We start from the raw sequence: 25,514 nt of genomic DNA, 5'->3' as shown, positions 1-25,514 counted from the left end.
AACGGGCCTCAAAGCTCCTTTCAAGCCGCCCTTCAAAACTTCTGCGCCCGAGTTGGCGGTTTCTTGTTGGAAGACGTCCGAATTCCGCCAGTCCTTCCAGTTCGTCCCGGGCTAGATTGGCATCATGGCCACAAGCACCCCAACCTCTCCGGCGACCACCACGTCCCGGACCATCAGTAAGCTCGGCGTCGCCGCCGTCATCGTCACCGTAGTCCTTTGGGCGTCGGCCTTCGTAGGCATCCGGGCCGTAGGGCCCAGCTTCTCCCCCGGCTCCTTGACGCTAGGACGGCTGGTGGTTGCCGCCGTCGCACTCGGCATTGTCGCCCTGCCCAGGCTCAAGCGCTGGCCGCAAGGGCGCGAGTGGCTGCCCATCCTGGCCTACGGTGTCATGTGGTTCGCGGGTTACAACCTCGCCCTGAACGCCGCCGAGCATATGCTCGACGCCGGAACCAGCGCCATGCTCATCAACGTCTCGCCGATACTGATCGCCGTCCTCGCCGGCGTCATCCTGAAAGAAGGCTTTCCGCGTTGGCTGATCATCGGCAGCCTGGTTGCGTTCGGCGGCGTTGCACTGATCGCGCTCGGCTCGGGACAGCGCTCGACGGCGGATGTCGCCGGAGTGCTGTTGTGCCTTCTTGCCGCCGTGCTCGCCGCGGTGAGCGTGATTGTCCAGAAGCCCGCTCTGCGCAAGTTCTCCGCTGCACAGGCCACCTGGTTTGGCATCATGGTGGGCGCCGTGTGCTGCGTGCCCTGGGCCGGCCAACTGGTGGCCGAAGTGCAGGCTGCGCCCCTTCCGGCCACCCTCGGACTGATATACCTCGGGATCTTCCCGACAGCCATCGCTTTCACGACGTGGGCCTATGCACTGTCCCTTATCGAGGCCGGGAAACTTGCTGCCACGACGTACCTGGTTCCGGGCGCCACGATCCTGATTTCCTGGGCGGTCCTCAAGGAGATCCCAACCATCTGGGGACTGGTAGGCGGCGTCATATGCCTCGCGGGCGTCGGGTTGACCCGGCGTCGGTCCCGCTAGGACCACCTGCCAGCAAGGCGCCACCCTCCGCCGTCGCTACCTCGCCATCCCGGCGAGCAGCTCGCGGTGCGTGGGCGGGTTTGCTCCCTGGCGCCCCACGGTAATGGACGCGGCCATGGAGGCGGTCTGTCCGATGCGTTCCAGAACCGTGGGCGCGAGTCCTTGGCTACCGCGCAGCAGCAGTCCGAGGATCAGCGCCGACATGTAGGAATCGCCGGCGCCGATGGTGTCCGCCACCACCGAGGGCACCGCCGGAACCGTCAGTTCGGTGTGCGGCGTCGCCATGAGGGAACCCTCGGCGCCTCGCGTGACCACGGCCAGGCCTGCACCGAGGCCCAAGATGTGCCGGGCAGATTCTTCCAAGGACTTTCCGGGGTAGAGCCAGAACGCGTCGTCGTCGCTGAGCTTCACCACGCTGGTCAGCGGTACGAGCTCCTCGAAAATACGTCGGGCCTCGCCGTGGCTGCCCAGGAGGTCCGTGCGGATATTGGGGTCGTACGTGACGATGCACCCGCCTTGCGCCTGCTCCATGAGGGCCCTGACGACGGCGGCGCCGGGTTCGAGGAACGTGGCGATCGAGCCTGTGTGGAGCACCTTCGGAGCGTACGGGAGTGCGGCGGGAGCGAGCTTCCACTCGATGTCGAAGGTGTACTCGGCCGAACCGTCCGCGGCGATTTCCGCCGTCGCCGTCGCAGTTTTCGCCAGCGATTGCGATCCCGGCAGGACGACCACGCCGGCGCTTGCCAGGTGCGCCGCGATCGACTCACCCCGGGAATCACGCCCGACGGCGGTCAGCAGCCCGGCCTTCACATCGAGCCGCCCGAGGCCGTAGGCGACGTTCGCAGGCGAGCCGCCGGGGTATTCGGTCTGCCCCTCGGGCGAGTCGACGATGTCGATGAGCGCTTCGCCGACCACGACGACGTCGAGCGGCTCGGACGCAAGGTGCGAGTGGTTCATGCGTTTCCTGTTCCTTGGTTGGGGATTCTCAGTGGCTGCTGGTGACTTTAAGTGGCGCCGCCACGGAATGGCGTTCGACGAGGGGACATTCAAAGTATTCGGTATTGCCGCCGTCGCGTTCCCCGCCGGCCAGCAGGACTTCGATGGCGCGCCGGCCCATCTCCAGGAAAGGCAGCTCAAGCGTGGTCAATCCGGGCCGCAAGTGCGGGGCGAGCGTTTCCTGGTTGTCGAAACCCACCAGGGACACATCGTGCGGGATGGACAGCCCGAGCTGGGCCAGGGCTTGGTAGGTACCCCACGCGGTACGGTCGTTGGCGCAGAAGATGGCCGTGGGTGGCTGCGGATCGGACATGAGTGCGAGGGCGTTGTCGAAACCACCCGATTCATGCCCGTCGCCTATCCGGTGGAGTCCGGGTTCGGGGTGGACGCCAGCCTCCTCGAGCGCCCGGAGATAGCCCGCATAGCGCCCGGAGGCGGCCGGAAGCCCGCTATCCACCGCGCCGATGTTGATCATTGCGATGCGCCGATGACCCGCGTCCAGCATCCGCTTGGTGGCGGTATACCCGCCCAGCTCCTCCTCGGGAGCGATGCTCGGAAAGCGTCCGGAACCGTCTCGTGAATTGAGGACGACGGCGGGCACCTCCGCCAGGACATCCGGCACCTCAAGCACCCGGTGGTACATGGCGGCGTAGACCACTCCGGCCACCTTGTAGGACAGCATTGTCTCCAGCGAAGCTGCCTCGAGGGCCTTGTCACCGCCCGTGTTGACGGTCAGGAGGAGCAGCCCGGCCTCCCAAGCCCTTGATTGGGCGCCTTCGATGATCTTGCCGGCGAAAGGCGCGGTAGCCACGAAATCGCCGACGAAGCCGATCATCCCGGCGACGCCGTCCCGGAGCACTTTGGCGTGGGCGTTGGTCCGATAGCCCAATTCGTGGGCGGCATCATGGACCCTGCGCCGGGTTTCCTCCGAGAACCTGGTTCCGGCGGCGCCGTTGAGCACCAAGGAAACCGTCGCTTGGGAAACACCCGCAGCGGCAGCGACGTCGTTCATCGTCGTGCCGGAGCTGCGGCCGAATCGGGTCATGGGCTGGCCTGTCTGCTGAGAGTCCTGGGTGCCTGTCACAGGATCCGCACGACCGGCTGGGCTTAACCTGGAGCTGGTTATACGAATTACCAGCCCGGAAAACTGTAGCTGTCATCACATCCGGCGTCAACGACCGGGCCGCGGACTAGAGTCGGAGCATGCCCGCGAACCTACCTCCCGGCCTCCCTATTGTTCCCGGCGGAGATGCCCCTGGCGGCCCGCGCAGTTCCTCCCGCCTCCCTGGCACTGCGGCCGGCACTGGCACTGCGGCCGGCGTCGGGGCGGGTTCCGGCGTCGGAGCGGGATCCGGGGCGGCGCAGTTCGGTACCGCTCCGTTCGAGATGTCGCCGGAAGATTTCGAGGCGGCCGTCAGCGATGCTTTGCTCCTCATCCCGGACAAGGCGGCCCGGGCCATGGACAACGTGGCCATATTCATCGAGGACGACTACACCCCGCAGCCTGGAGACGCCCCGGACACGGTACTTCTGGGCCTGTACGAGGGCGTGCCGTTGACGGAACGGGACTCTTGGTGGGACGCCGGCTCCCTCCCTGACCGGATTACCATTTTCCGGCAGCCGATCCTGGATATCTGCGAGTCCCGCCAGGAAGTAATCGATGAGGTGGCCATTACCGTGATCCACGAGATCGCCCACCACTTCGGCATCGGCGACGACCGCTTGCACGAGCTCGGCTGGGGATAGCCTTGTAGGCATGGGGCACGATCACGACCACTCGCACGGCGTCACCGCAACCGGTAAGCATCGCAAACGGCTGGTCGCCGTCCTGGCCATCACCCTCGGAGTGGTCCTCGTCCAAGTGGCGGGTGCCGTCGTCTCCGGTTCCCTGGCGCTGCTTGCCGACGCAGGCCACATGCTCTCCGATGCCGCGGGTGTCTTCATCGCGCTCCTCGCTGCCTGGATAGCCACCCGGCCAGCGAGCGATCAACGCACCTACGGATACCAGCGTGCGGAGGTCCTTGCTGCGCTGGCCAACGCCCTCCTCCTGATCGTGATCTCGGTGCTGATCTTCGTCGAGGCGCTCCGCCGTTTCGGGGAGGCCCCCGAAATCCGCACCGACGTCATGCTCTTTGCCGCCATTCTGGGCGCCGTAGCCAACCTGGTTTCGCTCCTCATCCTGCGCGGGGCGCAGAAGGAAAGCCTGAACGTCCGGGGCGCCTACCTTGAAGTCCTCGGCGATCTCTTGGGTTCGTTCGCCGTCGTCGTGGCTGCGATCGTCATCATGGTCACGGGTTTCCGGGCGGCAGACCCCATCGCCTCCATGCTGATCTCCCTCATGATCCTGCCCCGGGCCTGGCACCTGCTGCGCGATGTGGTCGATGTCCTGCTGGAGGCCACGCCCAAGGGCGTCGAAGTCAAGATGATCCGCGAGCACATCCTCGCTGTTGAGGGCGTGGTGTCCGTCCACGACATCCACATCTGGACCATTACCTCCGGCGTTCCCGTCTTCTCGGCCCACGTGGTGGTTGAGGACCGGATCCTGGACGCCACCGGCGCCGACCGGCTCCTGGACCAGCTTGGTTCCTGCCTCGGCTCACATTTCGACACCGATCACTGCACCTTCCAACTGGAACCGGCCAGCCACTCGGCCCACGAATCCCACCAGCACGCGTAGGTACGCGTGCCCCGAAACCTGGGTGCGGGCCGGGAGCGGCGTGTCCGAACTCAGCTCCCGGCCCACACCCGCGGTCTCAGCTAGGTAGCCACCGTCCCCGCGGCGCCGTCCACCGTGAGCGTGTGGCCTGAAGCGATCCGTGACGTGGCATCCGGGACGCCTACGACTGCGGGAATCCCGTACTCGCGGGCCACGACGGCGCCATGTGAGTTGGGGCCGCCCATTTCCATCACGAGTCCTCCGGCGGTGAGGAAGAGGGGCGTCCAGCCGGGATCAGTGGAGGGCGCCACCAGGATTTCGCCGGGTTCCAGATGCGCGCCCACGGGGTCCATGATCACCCTGGCCGCTGCGGTCACCGTTCCCGCCGAAGCCGGGGTGCCCAGCAGCATGCTGTCCGAAAGTGCGCCGCCCGACGCCGGGCCGCCATTCCCGCGTCGCAGGAGGCCAGCTGGCAACGCTTCCGGCTCGGTGCCGTCGGAGAGCAGCACGCGTGGAACGTGCCGGCGCTTGAGTTCAAGGCCGTAGGCCTCGCGCCGATGCGCCACCGTCTCGTGGAGATCCTTGCCGTCCAGGCCGCGGCGGGCGTCGTTGAAATCCAAGAAAAAGACGTCGTCGGGGTTTTCTATGATTCCCGCGGCCGCCAAGGCCTCCCCTACTTCCGAAAGCCGGGCGCGAACCGCGGCGAAGCCAAGCACGAGGTGGTACTTGGGCAGTTCACGGAGTCCGGCAAACATGCGTGTCCGTCGAAGCGCCATCTTCACGATCCTGGCGTGGAGCGGACTCTTTGCCCGCGCACGGGCCACCAGCACGGCGACTTGTTCCTCGGCGTCGCGGGCTGCTTTTTCGAACTGTTTGTCCGGCGCCAGGCCGGGATCGTCGAGGCGGAGGTAATTGACCAGGACTCCGATGATGTGGGTGGGGTCGTCGGACCAGCGGGGCATGCCCAGGTCGATTTCCGCGATGGCCCGGTGCCCGTACTCGCCCAGGAACGAGGCCAATCCCGCCTGCGCAACTGCGGGCAGGCCGCCGTCGCGGTAGCTCTCCGCGAGCGCAGCGGGCTGGCCTCCGGCAAAGGCGTCGGCGGACGCTGGATCGTCGCGGATGCTGCTCGAGAGCCGCCACAATTCAAGATCCATCTCGGTGGTGACGTTGTTGGGCAGGCCGCGGATGACGGTTTGGAGTTCGCCCCAGCTGGCCTGTTCGCCAAGTAGCTTCCGGACCAGCCCGATCATCGCGAAGCCGAGCGCTACCGGAGGCAGGATATTGGGCAGGATGGGGAACAATACCTCCCGAAGTATCCGCTCTGCGTGGTCCAGCCTCTCACCGGGAGTGGCATCGGGAGGGATGTCATGCATGGCCTTCAGGTTCCCGCCCAGCCGCCCCACCTTGTCGAGCGCAACTTCCGGCCGGAAGAGCGCGCGCAACAGGGCCTCTGGAAGATGGAAGCGGAGCAGGATCGGGGCAACGTGCCTCAGCAGTTTGAAGGGCGTCTTGCTCGTGACGGCGAAACGCGGATCCTCGAACAGGGCGCGCATGATGGCCGCCGAGCGTGCTTCCATGACGTCGAAAATCCTGGGCACGATGGCCCGTCCGGCCTTGCTCCGGAACACCGAGGTGAGGTCAAAATAGATCCGTTGCCCCGCCTCGTAGTAGGGCGAAGGGCCGTCCCGCGGTTCGGGAACCCGGAATCCAGCCGCGCCAGCCACCGAGGACCCCAAGAGCCTGATGGCCGCCCGGCCCATGGGAGTCAGGGGGCGGGTAAGGCCTTGCGCAAGGCTGAAGCAAAGGTACGCGTGGGGACCGGGGACAACGGGCTGCCGGGTCATTTGCGGGTAGAGCGTAGTGATGGGCCGGGCTTGGGTGAGCCATAGTTTGCCATCGCCGCCGGCGGCCCATTCGATGTCCTGCGGAGCTTCGTAGTGCTCCTCGACGCGCCGGCCGAGGATAACGAGCGCCCTGATCTGGGAATCGGCAAGGCAGGCATCCCCCGCTGCTCCCTCTTCTGCCTGCCCCCCAGCGTTGAGCCGTTCGGTGCCACCGCCAGGAACGGAGCGAATTACCAGCTTCCGATCGCCGATCCTGCGTTCCGTGATCCTGCCGGTGAGGGAATCCACCACAAAGTGGTCCGGATTCACCGCACCCGAGACCACCGCTTCACCGAGCCCGGGGTTGGCGTCGATGACCGCCTCGCGGCGCCGCCCGGTCACGGGATTCGCGGTGAACAACACTCCTGCGGCCTCAGCCTCCACCATTCGTTGGACGACGACGGCGAGCGTCACCGTTCGGTGGTCAATCCCGTTGCTTGCCCGGTAGCTGACCGCGCGGTCCGTCCACAGGGAAGCCCAGCACTTCCGGACGGCTTGCAGCACCGCGTCGGCTCCGACGACGTTCAAGAAGGTGTCCTGCTGTCCGGCGAAGCTCGCAAAGGGCAGGTCCTCGGCGGTGGCAGAGGACCTGACGGCCACCGCCGATTCAAAGCCAAGCGCGGAGTAGGCCGAGCGAACGGCGTCTTCGACGTCTGCGGGAATGCCGGCGTCGAGCACCGCTGCCCTGGCGCGGGCGGCGAGGGCAGCGAGCGCTTCAAGGTGTTCCGGTGCCACGGCGTCCAGGGCCCGGAGAATGTCCGGGAATGCCGCAAAATCAGGGCCGCGGCCGGGGAAGTCCAGGCTCTCGCCGGCGGACCCGTGGCTTGCATCGGTTTGAAGCGCGCGCCGGTAAGCCTCGGTTGTCAGGCAAAACCCGGGCGGAACCGGAAGTCCGGCCCAGATCAGCTCCCCGAGATTGGCCGCCTTTCCGCCGACTTCTGGAAGCATGCTTGCCCGGATCCGGCGCAGCTCCACGACGAAGCGCGATGCTTCCCCGGGCTGTGCGTGCTCCACCACTGCCGTCCGCCTGCGTCCAACGGTCCTGGGGTTTGCGCCTTACGCAGCCAGCATGGGTCCGAAGTTGGGGCGGTCCGCCAGCCTGGGATCCTCGCGGTCGGGAACAACCAGCACCGGCCCTTTGGCATGGTGCAGGACTCCGTCCGAAGTCGATCCGAGGAGCATACCTGCGAAGCCTCCCCGCCCGCGCGTGCCCAGCACGACGAGTTCGACCCGGCGGCTCGCTTCCACAAGCACTTCCACGGGCGAACCATCAAGGAGTTGTGTTTCCGCCTGTAGCGTGGGGAAGTGGCTCTTGAGCCAGGCCAGGCCTGCGTCCAGCTGAACCCTGATGTCGTTGAAGAGTGCATCCCGGTCCAGGGGCGCCGGGACCCACGCCAGGGAGCCGCTGTACTCGGGGACGGCGCAGATGACGCGTAGTTTCGCCCCCATTCGCTGGGCCTGCTCCGCGGCTTCCAGGACGGCGACGCGGGCTTGTTCCGAGCCGTCCACACCGACTGCCACCACGTTCTCGATCACGTGGGGGCCGCTCTTCGCACGCTCGGCCTTGATGTGTTTGTCCTCCGTTGTCTCACCCAATCGGTCCGCGCAGAAGAGCGGGACTGTCACCGTGGGGCACTTGGAGTGCGCCGGCAGGGCACTGCTCACGGAACCCAGGAGCCTGCCCACAAAGCCGCCGCGTCCCCGGGTACCGAAGACCAAGAGCTCGGCCGTTTCGGACAAATCAAGCAGCACCCCGGAGGCATCTCCGTTCTCCACCGAGCCATCGACGTCGATGGCGTAGCCGGAGACCTTCTCAATGGCCTGTTTGACGATCGCCTCGGCGCCGTCCCGGATAACGGAGTCATCCACTGTTGCATAGCCGCCGTCCAGGCCGGAAGCCGCGAAGATCGGCACGGAGTAGGCAGTGACTACATGCAGGGGAAGCTGCCTGCGTTCGGCCTCGCGCGCTGCCCAAATGAGGGCGCATTGGCCGTGTTCGCTGCCGTCAACGCCAACCACAATTCCACCGGGGGCAATAGAGGGCTCCTCTCCGTTGCCTTCGGTCTCTGCTCGATGGCTCTCAGAGTGTTTGCCGTGCTGGTCCATGGGGCCTGCCTCCTCGCACTGCTGGCTGATATTGCGGCTATTCTGCCAGAGCCCGCGCCCACAACGTGTTTCTCGCTTGACTACCGTGAGTTGCGGCCTCCAATGCTCACTATTCTCGTTTGCAACGGCCGAATCAAGCGGGAAGAAGCGTATGTGGAAACCCGCCAGGTGCGTGGAAATACGCCGGATCATGGCGTGAAAAAGGCAGCGGTAGACATGCCGACGACGGGGCTATCCACCACGCGATTTCTTCTGTAATGTTCGAGGCACTGATGACCGGGGATAGTGTTTTTCAGCACATCAACGGCCATCATTCGCGACCGCTTGGGGACCCGGACGCCACACCGGTGTTGCCTTCGGCGACGCATCTTCAAAGAGGAGCCAAGCTGTGTCAACCATGCCTGCTGCGAGTACGGAACGCACCACCGCCGTGGTCATCGGTGCCGGCATGCCCGGCCTGGCCGTGGCCAGCGAACTCAGCCGCTACGGAGTGGATGCAATCGTGGTGGACGGAATGTATGTTCCCGGACCTTCGCAGCTGCCCAACACCGGCATCCTGCAGCGCTGTGACGCCGCCGACGCCGCATGCCTGAAGGAACGCAGCGAAATCCTGAGGCACCTGCGCAACTATGCAGCCAGTCACGGCTTAGATGTGCGGAGCTCCACGCAGGCCGTCCGCCTCGATCGCCTGGACGAAGGCGCCGCGGGGACCGCGATTTCCGGCACTGTAGTTTCGGGCTCTGTAGTTTCCGGCGCCGAGCTTGCCGGCCCGGATCTGGCAACATCGGACGTGGCAGCATCGGGCGCGGCAGCATCGGGCGTGGCTTCCTTCCAATGGGCCGTGCACACCGCCAACGGAGTGCTTTTGGCTGACCACGTGGTTGTCACCCGCTGCGGACAGAGCCAGTTGCGGCGGATGCTTGCAGAACTCGGTATCGCGATCGGACAGAACCTCGTCGCCGCCATGCGCGCAATAGGAATGTACCTGGTCGGCGTCGGCGAACTTGCCACTCCCACGCCAAAGGAAGTCCTGCGCCAAGCCAAGGTCGTCGGCCAGGCGATTTCCGCCAAAGTCCACCCGGACAGCGTCCACGGGGCCCCCACGGGCACCTTTGCGGTGATTCCTGCCCTGGCCTAGTTTCCGGGCCCTTCCTTCCTGACCCTCTTTGGATTCCCGGAACCCGCGACACGCCGGCAGCCGAGGGGCGTCGCCGAAAGCTCAAGCTCAAACAGGGTCAGGAAGGCGCGATCTCCTCGTCATCACCGGCATCGTCAGACTCGGAGTCACCACCCGCCAGCCGGCGCCGGGCGGTGATGCCCAGGAACACCAACAGGCCCACGGCCACCGCCGCGAAGACCACAATGCTCCAGGGGAAGGGCTGGGATGCATCGGGCACCTTCTCGGGTGTGGTCGTCGAACCCGGCGCGGCAGTGCCGGCGGTAGGCACCTCCGCCGACGGTGCGGTGCCCGCGGAGCCGCTGCCCGCCGTCGTACTTCCTGCTTTGGCGGTGAACGTGAAGGTGCCTTCGATGGGGTGTGAATCAGAGCTGACAACGCGCCAGATGACCGTGAATCCGCCGGCGGGCGCGCCGGGCCGCAGCTTCTGCGACACCACCGAGTCGACGATCTCGATGGAACCATCCGCCCAGTTCACGCCTGAGGCGTCCTTCACCTGGATCTGCGAGCCGAGCAGCAGGGGCCGGTTATTGAACGTGATGGACACAGAGTCCGGGACGCTGGCCACCGTTGAGCCGTTGGCCGGCGAGGTTGACTCGGCGACGTCGTGCGCGAAAGCGGGAGCCGCCGAGAACAGCGCGGCAGAGAAAAGGACCGCGGTGAAAGCGACGACGACGGCCAGCAGCTGGCGGATAGGGCGCATGAGTTGGTAACTCCCTTGATGTTGGATTCCTTACAGACTAGGCGAATTCGCGGGAGCGCCTAAGCCTTGGGCATAGGATTTGAGAGCACACTTCCCCGATCCCCGGAGACCCCCATGCTCAAACAGGGCTCAGCCATCGACCGCTACTTCAAGATCTCGGAGCGTGGATCCACCTACTCGCGAGAAATCCGAGGCGGTTTCGCCACCTTCTTTGCCATGAGCTACATCGTGGTCCTCAACCCCTTGATCCTTTCGGGATCGGACTCGAGTGGCGCGTCCCTGGGCTTCGCCGCCGTCGCCGCCACCACCGCATTCGTGGCCGGCATCATGACGATCCTCATGGGGGCCTGGGCCAAGCACCCCTTCGCCATAGCCACCGGCTTGGGCGTCAACGCCTTCGTGGCAGTCACGATCGCTTCGCACCCCGGCCTGACATGGCCGGACATGATGGGCCTCGTGATGCTCTCGGGCCTGACCATGCTGATCCTTGTGCTCACCGGTTTCCGGACCGCGGTCTTCAAAGCCGTGCCCGAGGCACTGAAGACCGCGATCGTGGTTGGCATCGGCCTGTTTATCGCCCTGATCGGCCTGGTCAATGCCGGCTTCGTGCGCCGTATCCCGGACGCTGCCGGCACCACGGTCCCCGTGGGCCTCGGCGTCGACGGGAAGCTGCTTGGCTGGCCCACCCTGGTGTTCGTCGTGGGCCTTGTCCTGACGATTGCCCTTGTGGTCCGCAAGGTACGCGGCGCCATCCTGATCGGGATCATTGTTTCCACGGCCTTCGCGGCCATCCTTGAATTCACCCTGCGCATCGGGCCGAGTTTCGACGGCAAGACCTACAACCCCCGCGGCTGGTCGCTTGTTGCGCCCAAGTTCACCGAGTGGGCCGCGCCGGACTTGTCCCTCATCGGCAAAGCAAACCCCTTCGGCGCGTTCCAGCATCTTGGCATTATCGGCGCCACTCTGCTGGCGTTCGTGATCCTGCTCAGCATCTTCTTCGACGCCATGGGCACCATGGTGGGCCTGGCCAGGGAAGCCGGCAACATCGACAAACACGGAAACATCCCCAACGTGGACCGTGTCCTGCAAGTTGACGCGCTCGGCGCGATCATCGGCGGCGGCTCGTCCGTGTCCTCCAACCAGATCTTCGTGGAATCCGGTGCCGGCATCGGCGAAGGTGCCCGCACCGGCCTGGCGTCGATCGTGACCGGCTTGCTGTTCCTGGTGGCCATGTTCTTCACCCCGCTGATCAACCTGGTCCCGTTCGAGGCCGTCGCTCCCGCTCTGGTGGTGGTGGGCTTCATGATGGTGTCCCAGGTGGGCAAGATCCACTGGCAGGACTGGGGCGTCGGCATTCCCGCGTTCCTGACCATGATCCTCATGCCGTTTACCTACTCGATCGCGAACGGCCTGGGCGCCGGATTCATCTCCTTCGCACTCATCCGTACCTTCCAGGGCCGGGCACGCGAAGTCCATCCGCTCATGTGGGCGGTGGCTGCGGCATTCCTGCTCTTCTTCGGGATCGGCCCCGTCGAGGAAATGCTGGGCGTCAAATAGGCCTTTCCGGAATACCGGACAGCCTCCGAGTGCAAACCGTGTTTTTCGGTGCCACCATGCGCTGAGCTTGAATCATGGAGATTTCCCCCGCTTTTGCCGATGTCCGCCCGACGCCGTGGAGCGGCCGCTACGACGGCGACGGCAATGAGCACCGCCGCTGGTGGCAGGCCGTGGCGCCGCACACTCCCGATGTCGCCGCCCCAGCCGGCACGGGAGCGGGCCCCCGGCCTGCCGTCGTCGTGGGCTTCCGCAGCGACGAAGGCGTACGGCGCAACCAAGGCCGGATGGGTGCGGCGGCCGCGCCGGAGGCTATCCGCCAAGCCCTGGGTCCGCTGGCATTCCATCTGGACCGGGATGTGTCCGACGCCGGCGACATCGTGGTGGAGGACGGCTCGCTGGAGGCGGGCCAGGAGCGCGCGGGACGCCTGGTTTCGGAATTGCTCGACGCCGGCAACCTCACCGTGCTCCTCGGCGGCGGGCACGAAACTGCCTTCGCCAGCTACCTGGGCGTGGCCGGCTCGCAGGCTGTGGCAAGCGGCAAGCGTCTTGGAGTCCTGAACCTGGATGCGCATTTCGATCTCCGGGACGAGCCGGCGCCAAGCTCGGGCACGCCGTTCCTGCAGATGGCCCGAGCGGAAGCCGCGGAGGGCCGCGAACTGAACTACGCCGTCGTCGGGATCTCCGAGCCGAACAACACGCGCACCCTGTTCGACACGGCGGACCGCTTGGGCGTGAAGTACCTGTTGGATGAGGACTGCTCTGCGGAGGCCGTGCAGGATTTCGTGGCGCGGTTCCTCGACACCGTGGATGTCCTCTACCTGACGATTGACCTGGACGTGCTGCCGGCGTCGGTTGCCCCAGGGGTGAGCGCCCCTGCGGCCTATGGCGTGCCGCTGCCGGTCATCAGCGCGGTGTGCAAGCAGCTTGGCGCAAGCGGAAAACTCCTGCACTTGGATGTCGCTGAGCTCAACCCCGAGTTCGATATCGACTCGCGGACCGCAAAGGTGGCCGCTCGCTTGGTGAACACGTTGCTCGCCCAGGTGTGAAGTTCAGGCGCGCCATGCCCCGCCGGTGATGCAGATCCCAGAATGACGGACATCCCATGACACTTTGTTATCTTTTATCCAGGAATTGCCGCTTCCCCCCTCGCGGCATCCTGCAGAAGGAGGCCCCCAATGAGTACTGCCACGATTGAAAACAACGAGATCCATTTGTCCTTTGCGTCCGTCGACGAAGTCCACGCAGGACTCGACGAAGCCGTCAGCACGCTCATCGAAGCCGCTGCCACAAACGGCCGCTGCGGGATCCTCGTGACCCGCCGGAACCCCGGAAGCTACACGGTTGCCTTGGACGAGTCGGTCCCGTTCGGCCAGACCCTCGAGGTCCTCGCCGCCTAGGAGACCTAGTAAACGGAGGTGCCCAGTAACAGGCACCACGAAAAAACCGGGGCCTGTTTCCCAGACCACGCCAAGAAGGTGCGGAATGGGGAACAAGCCCCGGTTTTTTAAACCATCACTACACCCGGCGCAACTCCACGCCGTCGGACTTCGTGAAAAGCTGCTTGGCGGCTTCCTCGACGCCAGGTCCTGCGGGTTCAAGCCACACAACGTTGCCGCTGCCCGAGACTTCCTGCACCTCCCCGGCCGCGACCACATGTGCGTGCCTTACGACTTCGATCCGCTCCCCCACCTTCAGCATTCCCCAGTTGGAAACGACGGCGGACTGTGCGATTCGCCTGGACAAGACTGTCCCGCGTGCCTTCATTGAACTTCTACCCCTTTGTGGATGTTCGTTATTTCAGTTGTGCCCCGGCAGGCCCACGGCATCGTCGGCGTGGACATGCCGTACCCCATAAGTTCTACTACACAGAAAGCGCCCCGGGGCACGTTTTGCCAAACATTTCCGGGGCGCTTCCTATTGTTCATCCGAACAGTATTTTGTTCGGCGTCAGGCGAGGATTCCGACGGCGGATTCGGCGGCCGCGCGGACCGCACCGGCGCCTACCAAGCGGTCTGCCGCTTCCAGCTCAGGCGAGAGGAAACGGTCGGTTCCGGGACCGTCGACGACGCCGCGCAGCACCTCGATCACGGCCGCACCGGCAGGTCCCGGCGTAAGTTCGCCGTTGGACAGCTGGGTGCGGATGTCGAGGGCGCGTGCGCTGGCCACGAGTTCCACAGCCAGGACGCGCCGCAGGTTCTCCACGGCCTTGCGGAGCTTGCGCGCAGCGTGCCAGCCCATAGAGACGTGGTCTTCCTGCATTGCGGAGCTCGGGATGGAGTCGACCGATGCCGGTACGGCGAGTCGCTTGTTGTCCGAGACGAGGCCCGCCTGGGTGTACTGGGCGATCATGAGGCCCGAGTCCACGCCGGGATCGTCGGCAAGGAACGCCGGGAGGCCGTGCGAGCGGGCCGGGTCCAGCATGCGGTCCGTGCGGCGCTCGGCAATGGAGGACAAGTCCGCCACTGCGATGGCCAGGAAGTCCAGGACGTAGGCCACGGGGGCCCCGTGGAAGTTGCCATTGGAGGACACGCGGCCATCCGGGAGCACCACGGGGTTGTCGATGGCTGCAGCCAGTTCGCGGGTGGCAACCAGTTCGGCGTGGGTCACCGTATCTCGGACCGCACCGGCGACCTGGGGTGCGCAGCGGAGCGAATACGCGTCCTGGACCCGGGAGTCGCCTTCGCGGTGGGAGGCCACGATCGCCGAGTTGGACAGCACGCGGAGCATGTTCTCCGCGCTGGCGGCCTGCCCCGGGTGCGGGCGCAGGGCTGCGTGCAGTTCGGGCAGGAACACCTGGTCCGTCCCGAGCAGCGCCTCGACGCTGAGCGCGGCGGTGATATCCGCCGTCGTGAGCAGCATGCGCAAATCGGCGATGGCCATCAGGAGCATACCCAGCATGCCCTCGGTGCCGTTGACCAGCGCCAGGCCTTCCTTTTCCGCGAGGACCACCGGCTCGATGCCGTGCTCGGCCAGCAGCTCAGCGACGGTCCGCTGGCCGGCGCCTCCGAAGGGCTCACCGTCGGGGCCGGTTGCTTCGCCTTCGCCCATCAGGACGAGTGCGCAGTGGGACAGCGGCGCGAGGTCACCGGAGCAACCGAGCGAGCCGAACTCGCGAACCACGGGGGTGATGCCCGCGTTGAGGAGCTTGACGAACGTCTCAAGCACCACGGGACGGACGCCCGTACGGCCAGAAGCGAGGGTCTTGGCACGCAGGAACATGATGCCGCGGATGACTTCGCGTTCCACGGCCGGGCCCATGCCGGCGGCATGGCTACGGATGAGCGACTTCTGCAGCTGCGTGCGCAGCTCGTTGGGGATGTGGCGGTTGGCCAGGGCGCCGAAACCCGTGGAGATGCCGTAGGCGGGGGTCTCGCTGTGGGCGAGGTCGTCGATGTGCGCCCGGACTTTCGCGACCGTGTCCAGGGCTTCCTGGGAGATGGTCACCTTGGCGTCGTGGCGCGCGACTGCGACGACGTCCTCCGGAGTGACTCCGCTGGATCCGAGGGTGACGGTGAGCGGTTCGTGGGTAATCGTGGTCATGGTGTTGTTCCTAAGTCTCATCGATTGCTCCGCAAGTGTCGTTTTGGGGGGCCAAAACGACCTTTACGGAGCAATCGATGTGGTGGCTAAAGCGATTCGGTCATGGGGATGCGGACGCCGCGTTCCTTGGCGACCTCGACGGCGCGGTCGTAGCCGGCGTCGACGTGGCGGATGACGCCCATGCCGGGGTCGTTGGTGAGGAGGCGTTCGAGCTTTTCGGCGGCGAGGTCGGTGCCGTCGGCGACGGAGACCTGGCCGGCGTGCAGCGAGCGTCCGATGCCCACGCCACCGCCGTGGTGGATGGAAACCCAGGTGGCACCCGAGGAGGTGTTGATGAGGGCGTTGAGCAGGGGCCAGTCGGCGATCGCGTCCGAACCGTCGGCCATGGCCTCGGTCTCGCGGTACGGGGAGGCCACGGAGCCGGAGTCCAGGTGGTCGCGGCCGATCACGATGGGGGCCTTGACCTTGCCTTCCTTCACGAGCTGGTTGAACAGCAGGCCGGCCTTGGCGCGTTCGCCGTAGCCCAGCCAGCAGATGCGTGCCGGGAGGCCTTCGAACTCCACGCGGTCCTGCGCGGCGTCGATCCACTTGTGCAGGTGGGTGTTCTCAGGGAAGAGTTCCTTGATGGCTTCGTCCGTGACGCGGATGTCTTCCGGGTCACCGGACAGCGCGACCCAGCGGAACGGGCCCAGGCCCTCGCAGAACAGCGGGCGGATGTACGCCGGAACGAAGCCGGGGAACTCGAACGCGCGCTCGTAGCCGCCCTTGCGGGCTTCGTCGCGGATGGAGTTGCCGTAGTCGAACACTTCGGCGCCGGCGTCCTGGAACTCGACCATGGCCTGTACATGGCGGGCCATGGAGGCCTGCGCCTTCTTGGTGAAGCCTTCCGGATCGGCCTCGGCCTCGCGGTGCCAGTCCTCCACGGTGATGCCTTCGGGCAGGTAGGACAGGGGGTCGTGGGCGCTGGTCTGGTCGGTGACGACGTCGATGGTCAGCTCGCCGGCCTGGTGGCGGCGCAGCAGTTCGGGGAAGACCTCTGCGGCATTTCCGACATACCCGACGGACCAGCCGCGGCGCTCGGCCTTGGCCTTCTGGACCTTGGCGATCGCGGCGTCGAGGTCGGTCTCGACTTCGTCCAGGTAGCGCTTGCCCGCGCGGCGGCGCAGGCGGGACTCGTCCACATCCACGATCAGGCAGGCACCGTCGTTCAGCGTCACGGCCAGCGGCTGCGCGCCGCCCATGCCGCCGCAACCACCGGTCAGGGTCAGGGTGCCGGCGAGGGGGCCTTCGGTGGAGCCTTCGACGACGGGGGCCGAGTGCCTGCCAGCGTCTTGCCTAGCGGCCCTGAGCTTATTGCCCACCGCGGCGAACGTTTCGTACGTGCCCTGCAGGATGCCCTGGGTGCCGATGTAAATCCAGGACCCGGCCGTCATCTGCCCGTACATCATCAGGCCCTCGGCCTCGAGGCGGCGGAACTCGGGCCACGTCGCCCAGTCACCCACCAGGTTCGAGTTCGCCAGCAGCACCCGCGGCGCCCACTCATGGGTCCGGAACACGCCCACCGGCTTGCCGGACTGGACCAGGAGGGTCTCGTCCTTCTCCATCGTCTCCAAGGTGCGGGTGATCGCATCGAACGCGGCCCAGGACCGGACAGCACGGCCCGTGCCCCCATACACGACCAGGTCATCCGGACGCTCCGCGACCTCGGGGTCCAGGTTATTCATCAACATCCGCAGCGGAGCCTCCGTCTGCCACGACTTGGCAGTGAGCTCAGTGCCACGGGGGGCCTTGACCGGACGGGCTCCGGTAGTGAAATCGGCGGGTGCCATGATGACTCCTTCGTCTCTGGAGGTTGCTAGGTGGAAGTCCTTCTGTATCCAGTAGAGCCCCTCCGCAACAGTCTTGGAACGGCTTTATGGTGGGTGCTGTCCGGAATGCCAGACTCAACCGGGACGGGTCAGGACGGGCGGCCGTGGATGCGGATCGACAGCTCGTCCGCCGTTTTCTGGATTCGGGCAGCCAGCGCGGGCCATTCTTCCACCGGCACACGGTCCTCCAGGAATGTCACGGCGACTGCCGCCGTCGGCCATCCCAGGTGATCGGTGACGGCGGCGGCCACTGAGCCAAAGCCGGGCGTGACTTCGCCGTGTTCGGTGGCATACCCGCGCTGCCGGACCTGGTCCAAATGCGAGGACAGGGCCGAGTACTTCATGATGGGCGATTCCATCTCGTGCCGGGCCGTAAAGGCGGCGGCATTCGGGTACAGGGCCCTCACCTGCGATTTCGGCAGGGCGGCAAGAATCGCGCGCCCGCTCGCGGTGAGGTGGCTTGGAAGGCGGACCCCGACGTCGGTCACAAGGGACGGACGGTTCTTGGCCCGTTCCTCCACGATGTAGAGCACATCGCGGCCGTGCAGGACGGCCAAGTGCGCGCTCTCGCCGATCGCATCCACGAGTGCGGCAAGCATGGGGCGGCCGAGCCGTGACAACGGCTCTTGCCGCGAGTACGCCGAACTGAGTTCGAAGGCACTGATTCCCAGCCCATAGCGCTGCTCTTCATGGAGGTGAAGGACGAAGCCGTTGGCCTCCATGACTCCAAGCAGGTGATAAACACTGGACCGGGGCAGGCCAAGCGCGGTGGCGATGTTGGACGCTGCCATCGGGCCACGCCTGGAAGCGAGCAGCTTCAGGATGCGCAGGGTGTTCTCGGCGGCGGGGACCTTGGAAGTGGCCCGGCCTTGAGTGGACGGCTGTGTAGTCATGGCTCCTCTTCGAGTGCACGGTAATGCCCGGCTAGCCCCTTCCGCCACAAAGGCGGCAATGCAGGTGTCCGGGATCCCGTACTTAAGCGTGCGCCTCCCGGAGCGGACCTGAAAGCCAATCAGAACATTAAGCTGTCTGGAATTCCAGACATTCGTGGACAAGTCACCCCGGCTACCAACCATCCCGGCGCAGCGTCTGAGAACCGAGACAACGATGCGCCGTGAGGCCCATCACAGGGCGCTGCGGGATGGTCTGCTGGTTAACAGTCCCCCTCCCAATGACGAGAAGGTATTCGCATGCAGCAAGCCCCAACGGCCGAGAGGACATCACCGGCCAAAGCCGTTGAAAGCGCGGTTGGCACCGCGCTGAGCCGCGGCCTCAATGTCCGCCACATCCGCTTCATGGCCCTCGGTTCGGCCATCGGCACGGGCCTCTTCTACGGTTCCGCGTCCGCGATCCAAAAGGCCGGGCCCGCGGTTCTCTTCGCATACATGATCGGTGGCGCAGCCGTCTTCATGGTGATGCGTGCCCTCGGCGAAATGGCCGTCCGCCACCCCGTCTCCGGCTCGTTCGGCCAGTACGCCAGCCGCTACCTCGGGCCGCTGGCAGGGTTCGTCACCGGATGGACCTACGTCTTCGAAATGGCCATCGTCGCGATCGCGGACGTGACCGCGTTCAGTATCTACATGGGCTTTTGGTTCCCACAAGTGGACCGATGGATCTGGGTCCTGGCGATCATCCTGCTCCTTGGCGCCATGAACCTCCTGAGCGTCAAGGTCTTCGGGGAACTCGAGTTTTGGTTCTCGCTTATCAAGGTGGTGGCGATCATCGCCATGATTGCGGGCGGCGCTGCGATCATTGTGTTCGGCTTCCACTCCGGCAACGGCGGTGTGGCACCGGGGCTGGGGAACCTCGTTGACCATGGCGGCCTGTTCCCGAACGGTTTCGGCGGACTCTTGGCCTCGTTCGCCGTCGTCATGTTCGCCTTCGGCGGGATCGAGACGATCGGCATCACGGCCGGCGAAGCCGCCGACCCCAAGAAAGTCATTCCCCAGGCCGTCAACACCGTCCCGGTACGCGTGCTCCTGTTCTACGTGCTGACGCTTGGTGTGCTCATGAGCTTGTTCCCGTGGAATGAAATCGGGAACAACGGCAGCCCGTTCGTGCAGATCTTCAGCGGCCTCGGTATTCCTGCGGCGCCCCACATCCTCAATGCCGTGGTCATCACCTCTGCGCTCTCAGCCATCAATAGCGACATTTTCGGCGCCGGACGCATCCTCTTCGGACTTTCCCAGCAAGGACATGCTCCCAAGAGCTTCGGCAAGATCTCCAGGCATGGCGTTCCGTGGATGACCGTAGTCCTCATGGGCGGCATCTTGTTGGTTGGCGTGGTGCTGAATGCGGTGATCCCGGAGGACGTGTTCCTGGTGATCGCTTCCATCGCCACCTTCGCGACAGTGTGGGTGTGGGTCATGATCCTCGCATCGCACGTCGCCATGAAGCGCGAGATCAGGCGCAAAGGACTCCCGGCGTCGGAATTCGCGTCGCCATGGTGGCCGGCAGCGTCTGTGTTGACCATCGCCTTCATGGCCTTGGTGATCGTCATCCTGGGCGTCTTTGAGGACACCCGTGTGGCCCTATACGTCGGCGCTGTCTGGCTCGGGTTGCTGGTGCTCGCATACAAGCTGTGGGTTCGAGGTGGCGGCCGAGTGCGGGCCGACCTCGTCGACGAGACAGCCTCGATTCCCGTGGTCGCCGAACGCTCCTAGCGCGCCCGATGGGGACCAGGACGACGACGGCGGCCCGCCACCAGCCATCGACCGTCATCGCAGGCCCGCGCTATTATCAGGCATGGTTCCGCTCACCAACCTCCTGGCTTTTGCGCTGACCGCCCTGGTCCTCATCGCCGTCCCCGGTCCAAGCGTGCTGTTCGTGATTGGACGTTCCCTCGCCCTAGGCCGCAAAGGCGGGCTCCTCAGCGTCCTGGGGAACGCCCTGGGCATGATTCCGCAGATCATTGCCGTGGCATTGGGGCTCGGCACGGTCCTGGCCCAGTCGATCGTGCTGTTCACCATCATCAAGTTCGCCGGCGCAGCCTACTTGATCTACCTCGGGGTGCAGGCGATACGTCACCGCGGCGGGCGTTCGACGGCGGCCGGGCCGGCGCCGTCGCGATCCATGTGGCGTCTGATCCGCGAGGGCTTCATCGTCGGAGCGAGCAACCCGAAGTCGATCGTTTTCTTCGTGGCGGTGCTGCCCCAGTTCGTGGAGTATTCAAGCGGCAGTATTCCGCTTCAGCTCGCGGAGCTGGGGGTTGCTTTCCTGCTGATTGCACTGATTTCCGACAGCATCTGGGCCCTTGCCGCGGGCACCGCACGCCACTGGTTTGCCCGTTCCCCGCGCCGGATCGCCAGGTTGGTGCCACGGGCGGCGTCATGATGATCGGGCTCGGCGGAACGCTGGCCCTCACAGGCGCCAAGTCCTAGGCCGCAGGCCCTGATGCACTTGTGGAGTCAGCCGGCCGGAAGCCAATCCACGTGTGAATCCGAGTCGTAGACCCGGCAAACCCGCACGCTGTCCTGGGCAGCACCATCAACAAGCTTGGTGGTGATCTTCATGAGGATGTCGTACGACGCCACACCGGAGGCCCCCTTGGATGGCATGGGGTTTCCGGAGAAGGCGATGGAGACAACGGTGAAAGGCCGTGGCACTACCGTTCCGGTCACTATCGCGGAGTGTGCTGCATCGCTTTGCAGCCTGGCGGTGCAGCTGTCCTCGACACGCTGGACCCCGGCCGCGTCGAGGCCTTGGGCCGCAGGAGCAGGGGCCGCAGGAGCAGGGGCCGCCGGAGCAGGCACCACAGGAGCGGGTGCAGCCGGAGCAGGCGCAGGCGCCGGGCCCGGTGCGACTGGCGCATCGGGCTTGGGACTGTCCGTCGATGCAGGGACAGGCGCCTGGCTTGATGGCGCCGCGCTGGCCGGCGCGTTGGCGGCTGGCGCCGAAACGGTGGCGCCCGGCGTCGCGGTCGGCGTCTTGTTCGCACCAAGCGCGGAAGCCACTGCGCTGACGGCAGCCGACGGCGCCGCTCCGGCATTCGAACTCGACGATGTCTGCGTGGCGTTGAGGGTGATCGCCCCCGCCAACCCCACCGCCACCACTCCCGCAACGACGATTCCTGTTTTTGCCGCTCGCCTCATTGTTCCCCCTCCCAGACCTGACGGAACATTTGCTTCGAGCGTAGGGACTGTTCGCCCGCCCGGCATGCGTAGCCCCTACCCGTCTTTAGCCCGGACTACTTCGGCGACCACTCGTTTCCCTTCAGGTCCTTGTCCAAGTAGTGGTCCAAGTGACCTGAGTGACCCATGTGCAATAACGGGTGAAAGTCACTCATGTGTTGCGTGTGGTCGCTGCCTACGCTGGGCGCATCGAAGCTGCAAGGGAGTGGTCCAGATGTTCGATCCTTACGGAAAGCACGCTGCTCGGATGCGCATGCAGCACCGCCGCGCCCTGGCCGCGAGATTCAGGCAGGCACTCTCCCGCGCTTCGGTGCGGATCAGGACGGCATCATCCCCTTTCAAGGTGGGCGATTACGTGGCCGGCGACGATCCTTTCAACGGCCACCAAGAAGGGGTGGTTACCGAGATCAAGGGCTCATCGGTCGGCTTGCGAACCGTCACGCCAAGGAGTGGAACGGTGGTCTACTACGACTACCGCCAGTTGAAGAAGGCGTGGTGAACATGGCCACTGCCGGCATTCCAGCCAACCGATTCATGACAATCGCCGAGGTTGCCCAGGCCTTGCGGGTATCCCGGATGACCGTCTACCGCCTGGTGAACTCGCACGCCATCCACGCAGTGCGGTTCGGGCGGTCCTATCGCGTTCCGGAATCGGCGGTGGAGTCCTACATTGAGCATTCCGCCGTGGCCGAGGCCGAGGACAATCCCGGTTAGCGGGCGGACCAGCCTCCGTCCATCGTGTAGCTGGCCCCGGTGACCATGCCGGCGTCGTCGGACGCTATCCACGCGGCCAGCGACGCCACTTCCTCCGGCTCCACGAGGCGCTTGACCGCCGACTCGGTCAGCATGACCTTCGCCAGGACCTCGGATTCAGGGATGCCATGGAGCAGGGCCTGGTCCGCAATCTGCTTCTCGACGAGCGGTGTGCGCACGTAGCCCGGGTTGATGCAGTTCGAGGTGACCCCGTGCTGGCCGCCTTCGAGGGCCGTCACTTTGCTGAGGCCCTCAAGGCCGTGTTTGGCCGAGACATACGCGCTCTTGAACGCCGACGCCCGCAGCCCGTGGACCGAGGAAATGTTGATGATCCGGCCGAATCCGTTGGCGTACATGTGCGGAAGGGCGGCCCGGATGAGCAGGAACGGCGCCTCGAGCATGAGGGTCATGATGCGGCGGAAGTCCGCCGGCTCGAACTCCTCGATGGGGGCAACCTTCTGGATGCCAGCATTGTTGACGAGGATGTCGCAATCCAGGCTGAGTCCGGCGAGCGCCTCCGTATCGAGCAGGTCGACGGCCCAGGCGGTGCCGCCCAGCTTGTCGGCGAGCGCCGTGGCTCCCGCGGCATCGACGTCGGCCACTACAACTTTCGCGCCCCGCGCGGCGAGGGCCGTGGCACAGGCCGCGCCGATGCCGCTCGCTCCGCCGGTGACCAGGGCCTTGCGGCCCTCCAGGCTCACGCGTGCGCCCCGATGGGGAGGCCGTGGCGAACGGCGTCGGCTTTGTCGACGTCTTCCAGCGCCACGCCGCGGGTCTCTTTGAGCGTCAAGACGACGACGGCGGTAATTGCGCAGGAGATCGCCAGGTAAATGGCGGTGGGCAGCCACGATCCGGTGTCCTTGAGCCACTGGGTGGCCAGCAGCGGGGCGAGCGAACCGGCAAAGATCGAGGTGACCTGCGAGCCAAGGGAGACGCCCGAATAGCGCATACGGGTGGGGAAGAGTTCGGTCATGATTGCTGGCTGACCCGCGTACATGAAGCCGTGCAGGCAGAGGCCGATGGTGACGGCGGCAACGATCACCACGGCGTTCTTGGTGTCGAACATGGGGAAGGCGAAGAACGGCCAGGCGGCGCAACTGATGGCACCGACCAGGTAAACCGGCTTACGTCCCCAGGTGTCTGCCAGGCGGCCCAGCTGCGGAATGACCAGGAAGTGGACGACGTGTGCGATCAGCAGGGCGAGCAGCAAGGACGAGGTGTCGTACTTGTCCACGGTCTTGAGGTACACGATGGAGAAGCTCACCACGAGGTAGTACATGATGTTCTCGGCGAGCCTGAGTCCCATGGCCTGCAGGATGCCCTTGGGGTACTTGCGGATGACCTCACCGACGCCGTAGCTGACGGCTTGTTCCTTCTCCACTTGGGCCTTCGCTTCGAGGAAGATCGGGGCCTCGGTCACGTGGGTGCGAATGTAGTAGCCGACGAAGACGATCACGGCGGAGAGCCAGAAGGCCACACGCCATCCCCAGCCGAGGAAGGCTGCACTGCTCAGGGTGGTGGACATGATGAACAGGACCAGCGTGGCGAGGAGGTTGCCGACGGGAACCGCGGCCTGCGGCCAGCTTGACCAGAATCCGCGGGACTCCCTCGGGCTGTGTTCTGCCACCAGCAGCACCGCGCCGCCCCATTCGCCACCCAGTGCAAAGCCTTGGATGAAGCGGAGGGCCACGAGCATGGCCGGCGCCCAGTATCCGAGGTCGGCGAAGCCGGGAAGGCAGCCCATGAGGAAGGTGGAGACGCCGACAATCACGATGGTGAGCTGCAGGGTGGGTTTGCGGCCGAGCCTGTCACCGATCTGGCCGAAGACGATCCCGCCCAGGGGCCGGGCCACGAAGCCCACCGCGTACGTCAGGAATGCCTGGATGATGCCGTCAAGGTCGTTCCCGGTGGGCGGGAAGAAGTACTTGCCGAAAACCAGCGTTGCGGCGGTGGCGTAGAGGAAGAATTCGTACCATTCCACCACGGTGCCCACCATCGAGGCGGCAACGATTTTCTTCAGGCCTGCGCCTTTACCTTCTGGGCCATTGGCGGTTGCGCCTGCGGAGCGTTGTCCTACGCTCATGTCCATCTCCTTAGTGTCCACATTGACACGTGCTGTGATCCACAACACGAAATGCTCAAATGAGTATTGCCGCACATTACGGCTGCTTCAATAGCCAAAATGGCACCCGGTGTGTGCAGAATTGCAGATATGAATCCGAATCCCGACGATCTTCTGGTCCTCCTCGCGGTATCGCGCTCAGGTAAGTTCACGACGGCGGCCCAAGCCTTGGGACTGAACCACACCACCGTTTCCCGCAGGATCGCGGCGCTCGAAAAGGCTCTCGGCGGCAGGGTCCTCGCGCGGGCGGCAGGCGGTTGGGAAATCACGGAGCTTGGCGCCGAGGCCGTGGGCGTGGCAGAGCGGATCGAAGCGGCGGTGGGCGCGCTGGGATCCGAAGACCGCGCGCCGGACCCTATTGCCGGCGTCGTACGCATGACCGCAACTGACGGTTTCAGCGCATACATCGCGGCACCCGCCGTGGCGCGCTTGCGGCGATCGCATCCCGGACTCACCGTCGAGATCATCACCGTGACCCGTCGGGCGCTCCAGCAGCGTTCCGGCCTGGACCTTGAGGTGGTGGTGGGCGAACCCCAGGTGCACCGGGCCGAGGCTGTGCTGCTGGGCGAATACATGCTCGGAATGTATGCGTCGCGCGAGTACTTGGCTTTTCACGGCATGCCCGGCACAGTCGAAGAGCTCACGCGGCATCAACTGGTCTATTTCGTGGACTCCATGCTGCAAGTGGACGATCTCGATGCCCCTCGCCGGCTTGTCCCGTCCATGCGCGACGGCTTGAGCTCCACCAATGTCTTCGTCCACGTGGAAGCGACGCGCGCCGGGGCCGGCATCGGCTTCCTGCCGTGCTTCATGGCGGACCGGCACGCTGACCTGGTGCGGCTGCTGCCCTCGGATTTCGCGGAGCTGCTCCCCTACTGGATGGTCCTGCGGCCCGACTCGATGCGCCGCCCGGCCGTTGCCGCCGTCGTGCACGCCCTGCAGGAGGAGACGGCCGCCCATCGCGAGCTGCTCCTCGCGCGCCACTAA

General features: G+C 65.5%; 23 protein-coding genes and 1 pseudogene. 12 read left to right on the top strand and 12 right to left on the bottom strand.

The window, feature by feature from the left end:
* Positions 1 to 124 precede the first annotated feature (124 nt).
* On the top strand, positions 125 to 1,033 hold the full coding sequence (locus J2S96_RS13680; protein WP_306864372.1) for a DMT family transporter: 909 nt from the start codon (positions 125 to 127) through the stop codon (positions 1,031 to 1,033).
* Between the two features lie 36 nt (positions 1,034 to 1,069).
* On the opposite strand, the gene J2S96_RS13675 is transcribed toward J2S96_RS13680, so the two are convergent.
* Together J2S96_RS13675 and J2S96_RS13670 are read right to left on the bottom strand one after the other, a co-directional pair.
* A complete protein-coding gene (locus J2S96_RS13675) occupies positions 1,070 to 1,990 on the bottom strand; it encodes a carbohydrate kinase family protein (RefSeq protein ID WP_306864367.1) in 921 nt (306 codons plus the stop codon).
* A gap of 28 nt (positions 1,991 to 2,018) precedes the next feature.
* Positions 2,019 to 3,074, bottom strand: coding sequence for a LacI family DNA-binding transcriptional regulator (locus tag J2S96_RS13670; RefSeq protein ID WP_306864364.1), 1,056 nt, complete (start codon positions 3,072 to 3,074; stop codon positions 2,019 to 2,021).
* Between the two features lie 158 nt (positions 3,075 to 3,232).
* Between J2S96_RS13670 and J2S96_RS13665 the strand changes: the two genes are divergently transcribed.
* Both J2S96_RS13665 and J2S96_RS13660 read left to right on the top strand, forming a co-directional pair.
* Complete coding sequence (locus J2S96_RS13665; protein WP_306864361.1) at positions 3,233 to 3,775, top strand: metallopeptidase family protein; 543 nt, start codon at positions 3,233 to 3,235, stop codon at positions 3,773 to 3,775.
* A 10-nt stretch (positions 3,776 to 3,785) separates the two neighbouring features.
* A complete protein-coding gene (locus tag J2S96_RS13660; protein ID WP_306864359.1) occupies positions 3,786 to 4,706 on the top strand; it encodes a cation diffusion facilitator family transporter in 921 nt (306 codons plus the stop codon).
* A gap of 80 nt (positions 4,707 to 4,786) precedes the next feature.
* On the opposite strand, the gene J2S96_RS13655 is transcribed toward J2S96_RS13660, so the two are convergent.
* Positions 4,787 to 7,585: a PEP/pyruvate-binding domain-containing protein gene (locus tag J2S96_RS13655; protein WP_370873112.1), complete on the bottom strand. Its 2,799-nt coding sequence runs from the start codon at positions 7,583 to 7,585 to the stop codon at positions 4,787 to 4,789.
* A gap of 42 nt (positions 7,586 to 7,627) precedes the next feature.
* Positions 7,628 to 8,677 (bottom strand): universal stress protein, encoded by a 1,050-nt coding sequence (locus J2S96_RS13650; protein ID WP_306864356.1) that lies wholly within the window; start codon positions 8,675 to 8,677, stop codon positions 7,628 to 7,630.
* A 397-nt stretch (positions 8,678 to 9,074) separates the two neighbouring features.
* Here J2S96_RS13650 and J2S96_RS13645 point away from each other — a divergent pair, with 397 nt between their 5' ends.
* Positions 9,075 to 9,815 carry an FAD-binding protein gene (locus tag J2S96_RS13645; protein ID WP_306864546.1) on the top strand — a complete coding sequence of 247 codons (741 nt, stop codon included), beginning with the start codon at positions 9,075 to 9,077 and terminating at the stop codon, positions 9,813 to 9,815.
* Positions 9,816 to 9,912: 97 nt separating this feature from the next.
* Here the strand turns inward: J2S96_RS13645 and J2S96_RS13640 are convergent, their stop codons facing one another.
* The gene (locus J2S96_RS13640) at positions 9,913 to 10,557 is read right to left on the bottom strand and encodes a copper resistance CopC family protein (protein ID WP_306864354.1); all 645 of its coding nucleotides are present in this window, start codon (positions 10,555 to 10,557) and stop codon (positions 9,913 to 9,915) included.
* 114 nt (positions 10,558 to 10,671) lie between these two features.
* On the opposite strand from J2S96_RS13640, the gene J2S96_RS13635 reads away from it, so the two are divergent.
* The 3 genes from J2S96_RS13635 (at position 10,672) to J2S96_RS13625 (ending at position 13,511) form a co-directional block, all read left to right on the top strand.
* Positions 10,672 to 12,114, top strand: a complete 1,443-nt coding sequence (locus tag J2S96_RS13635) for an NCS2 family permease (protein ID WP_306864352.1) — start codon at positions 10,672 to 10,674, stop codon at positions 12,112 to 12,114.
* A gap of 74 nt (positions 12,115 to 12,188) precedes the next feature.
* Positions 12,189 to 13,160 (top strand): formimidoylglutamase, encoded by a 972-nt coding sequence (hutG, locus tag J2S96_RS13630; protein WP_306864349.1) that lies wholly within the window; start codon positions 12,189 to 12,191, stop codon positions 13,158 to 13,160.
* A gap of 129 nt (positions 13,161 to 13,289) precedes the next feature.
* On the top strand, positions 13,290 to 13,511 hold the full coding sequence (locus J2S96_RS13625) for a hypothetical protein (RefSeq protein WP_306864347.1): 222 nt from the start codon (positions 13,290 to 13,292) through the stop codon (positions 13,509 to 13,511).
* Positions 13,512 to 13,629: 118 nt separating this feature from the next.
* On the opposite strand, the gene J2S96_RS13620 is transcribed toward J2S96_RS13625, so the two are convergent.
* The 4 genes from J2S96_RS13620 to J2S96_RS13605 all read right to left on the bottom strand — a co-directional run bounded on the left by J2S96_RS13620 (position 13,630) and on the right by J2S96_RS13605 (position 18,415).
* Complete coding sequence (locus J2S96_RS13620) at positions 13,630 to 13,878, bottom strand: hypothetical protein (protein WP_306864345.1); 249 nt, start codon at positions 13,876 to 13,878, stop codon at positions 13,630 to 13,632.
* Positions 13,879 to 14,061: 183 nt separating this feature from the next.
* A complete protein-coding gene (hutH, locus tag J2S96_RS13615) occupies positions 14,062 to 15,654 on the bottom strand; it encodes a histidine ammonia-lyase (RefSeq protein ID WP_306864342.1) in 1,593 nt (530 codons plus the stop codon).
* 86 nt (positions 15,655 to 15,740) lie between these two features.
* On the bottom strand, positions 15,741 to 17,483 hold the full coding sequence (locus J2S96_RS13610; RefSeq protein ID WP_306864340.1) for a urocanate hydratase: 1,743 nt from the start codon (positions 17,481 to 17,483) through the stop codon (positions 15,741 to 15,743).
* A gap of 128 nt (positions 17,484 to 17,611) precedes the next feature.
* Positions 17,612 to 18,415: an IclR family transcriptional regulator gene (locus J2S96_RS13605; protein ID WP_306864337.1), complete on the bottom strand. Its 804-nt coding sequence runs from the start codon at positions 18,413 to 18,415 to the stop codon at positions 17,612 to 17,614.
* A 297-nt stretch (positions 18,416 to 18,712) separates the two neighbouring features.
* Here J2S96_RS13605 and J2S96_RS13600 point away from each other — a divergent pair, with 297 nt between their 5' ends.
* Positions 18,713 to 20,185 carry an amino acid permease gene (locus J2S96_RS13600; RefSeq protein ID WP_306864334.1) on the top strand — a complete coding sequence of 491 codons (1,473 nt, stop codon included), beginning with the start codon at positions 18,713 to 18,715 and terminating at the stop codon, positions 20,183 to 20,185.
* An 82-nt stretch (positions 20,186 to 20,267) separates the two neighbouring features.
* Positions 20,268 to 20,902, top strand: a pseudogene (locus J2S96_RS13595) (LysE family translocator).
* Positions 20,903 to 20,929: 27 nt separating this feature from the next.
* On the opposite strand, the gene J2S96_RS13590 reads toward J2S96_RS13595, so the two are convergent.
* Complete coding sequence (locus J2S96_RS13590) at positions 20,930 to 21,613, bottom strand: hypothetical protein (RefSeq protein WP_306864331.1); 684 nt, start codon at positions 21,611 to 21,613, stop codon at positions 20,930 to 20,932.
* A gap of 286 nt (positions 21,614 to 21,899) precedes the next feature.
* Here J2S96_RS13590 and J2S96_RS13585 point away from each other — a divergent pair, with 286 nt between their 5' ends.
* Together J2S96_RS13585 and J2S96_RS13580 are read left to right on the top strand one after the other, a co-directional pair.
* On the top strand, positions 21,900 to 22,151 hold the full coding sequence (locus J2S96_RS13585) for a hypothetical protein (RefSeq protein WP_306864328.1): 252 nt from the start codon (positions 21,900 to 21,902) through the stop codon (positions 22,149 to 22,151).
* 2 nt (positions 22,152 to 22,153) lie between these two features.
* Entirely contained in the window at positions 22,154 to 22,366 is a 213-nt protein-coding gene (locus J2S96_RS13580; protein WP_306864326.1) for a helix-turn-helix domain-containing protein, read from the top strand.
* Here J2S96_RS13580 and J2S96_RS13575 read toward each other — a convergent pair.
* Both J2S96_RS13575 and J2S96_RS13570 read right to left on the bottom strand, forming a co-directional pair.
* Entirely contained in the window at positions 22,363 to 23,106 is a 744-nt protein-coding gene (locus J2S96_RS13575) for a 3-hydroxybutyrate dehydrogenase (RefSeq protein WP_306864323.1), read from the bottom strand. The genes J2S96_RS13580 and J2S96_RS13575 overlap by 4 nt on opposite strands.
* Positions 23,103 to 24,488 carry an MFS transporter gene (locus J2S96_RS13570; RefSeq protein ID WP_306864320.1) on the bottom strand — a complete coding sequence of 462 codons (1,386 nt, stop codon included), beginning with the start codon at positions 24,486 to 24,488 and terminating at the stop codon, positions 23,103 to 23,105. Before J2S96_RS13570 ends, J2S96_RS13575 begins: the two co-directional genes overlap by 4 nt.
* Before the next feature lie 129 nt (positions 24,489 to 24,617).
* On the opposite strand from J2S96_RS13570, the gene J2S96_RS13565 reads away from it, so the two are divergent.
* Positions 24,618 to 25,514, top strand: coding sequence for a LysR family transcriptional regulator (locus J2S96_RS13565; protein ID WP_306864317.1), 897 nt, complete (start codon positions 24,618 to 24,620; stop codon positions 25,512 to 25,514).

It is taken from the genome of Arthrobacter bambusae, from assembly GCF_030812595.1.
Lineage (GTDB): Bacteria > Actinomycetota > Actinomycetes > Actinomycetales > Micrococcaceae > Arthrobacter > Arthrobacter bambusae_B.
Note: the sequence above shows the minus strand (reverse complement) of the source record. Positions and strands in the feature narration are given on the sequence as shown.

Bases quoted from the DNA above. Each gene is read 5' to 3' on its own strand.
- J2S96_RS13680 (WP_306864372.1), top strand. From the start codon at position 125: ATGGCCACAAGCACCCCAACCTCTCCGGCGACCACCACGTCCCGGACC.
- J2S96_RS13675 (WP_306864367.1), bottom strand. From the start codon at position 1,990: ATGAACCACTCGCACCTTGCGTCCGAGCCGCTCGACGTCGTCGTGGTC.
- J2S96_RS13670 (WP_306864364.1), bottom strand. From the start codon at position 3,074: ATGACCCGATTCGGCCGCAGCTCCGGCACGACGATGAACGACGTCGCT.
- J2S96_RS13665 (WP_306864361.1), top strand. From the start codon at position 3,233: ATGCCCGCGAACCTACCTCCCGGCCTCCCTATTGTTCCCGGCGGAGAT.
- J2S96_RS13660 (WP_306864359.1), top strand. From the start codon at position 3,786: ATGGGGCACGATCACGACCACTCGCACGGCGTCACCGCAACCGGTAAG.
- J2S96_RS13650 (WP_306864356.1), bottom strand. From the start codon at position 8,677: ATGGACCAGCACGGCAAACACTCTGAGAGCCATCGAGCAGAGACCGAA.
- J2S96_RS13645 (WP_306864546.1), top strand. From the start codon at position 9,075: ATGCCTGCTGCGAGTACGGAACGCACCACCGCCGTGGTCATCGGTGCC.
- J2S96_RS13640 (WP_306864354.1), bottom strand. From the start codon at position 10,557: ATGCGCCCTATCCGCCAGCTGCTGGCCGTCGTCGTCGCTTTCACCGCG.
- J2S96_RS13635 (WP_306864352.1), top strand. From the start codon at position 10,672: ATGCTCAAACAGGGCTCAGCCATCGACCGCTACTTCAAGATCTCGGAG.
- hutG (WP_306864349.1), top strand. From the start codon at position 12,189: ATGGAGATTTCCCCCGCTTTTGCCGATGTCCGCCCGACGCCGTGGAGC.
- J2S96_RS13625 (WP_306864347.1), top strand. From the start codon at position 13,290: ATGAGTACTGCCACGATTGAAAACAACGAGATCCATTTGTCCTTTGCG.
- J2S96_RS13620 (WP_306864345.1), bottom strand. From the start codon at position 13,878: ATGAAGGCACGCGGGACAGTCTTGTCCAGGCGAATCGCACAGTCCGCC.
- hutH (WP_306864342.1), bottom strand. From the start codon at position 15,654: ATGACCACGATTACCCACGAACCGCTCACCGTCACCCTCGGATCCAGC.
- J2S96_RS13610 (WP_306864340.1), bottom strand. From the start codon at position 17,483: ATGGCACCCGCCGATTTCACTACCGGAGCCCGTCCGGTCAAGGCCCCC.
- J2S96_RS13605 (WP_306864337.1), bottom strand. From the start codon at position 18,415: ATGACTACACAGCCGTCCACTCAAGGCCGGGCCACTTCCAAGGTCCCC.
- J2S96_RS13600 (WP_306864334.1), top strand. From the start codon at position 18,713: ATGCAGCAAGCCCCAACGGCCGAGAGGACATCACCGGCCAAAGCCGTT.
- J2S96_RS13590 (WP_306864331.1), bottom strand. From the start codon at position 21,613: ATGAGGCGAGCGGCAAAAACAGGAATCGTCGTTGCGGGAGTGGTGGCG.
- J2S96_RS13585 (WP_306864328.1), top strand. From the start codon at position 21,900: ATGCGCATGCAGCACCGCCGCGCCCTGGCCGCGAGATTCAGGCAGGCA.
- J2S96_RS13580 (WP_306864326.1), top strand. From the start codon at position 22,154: ATGGCCACTGCCGGCATTCCAGCCAACCGATTCATGACAATCGCCGAG.
- J2S96_RS13570 (WP_306864320.1), bottom strand. From the start codon at position 24,488: ATGAGCGTAGGACAACGCTCCGCAGGCGCAACCGCCAATGGCCCAGAA.
- J2S96_RS13565 (WP_306864317.1), top strand. From the start codon at position 24,618: ATGAATCCGAATCCCGACGATCTTCTGGTCCTCCTCGCGGTATCGCGC.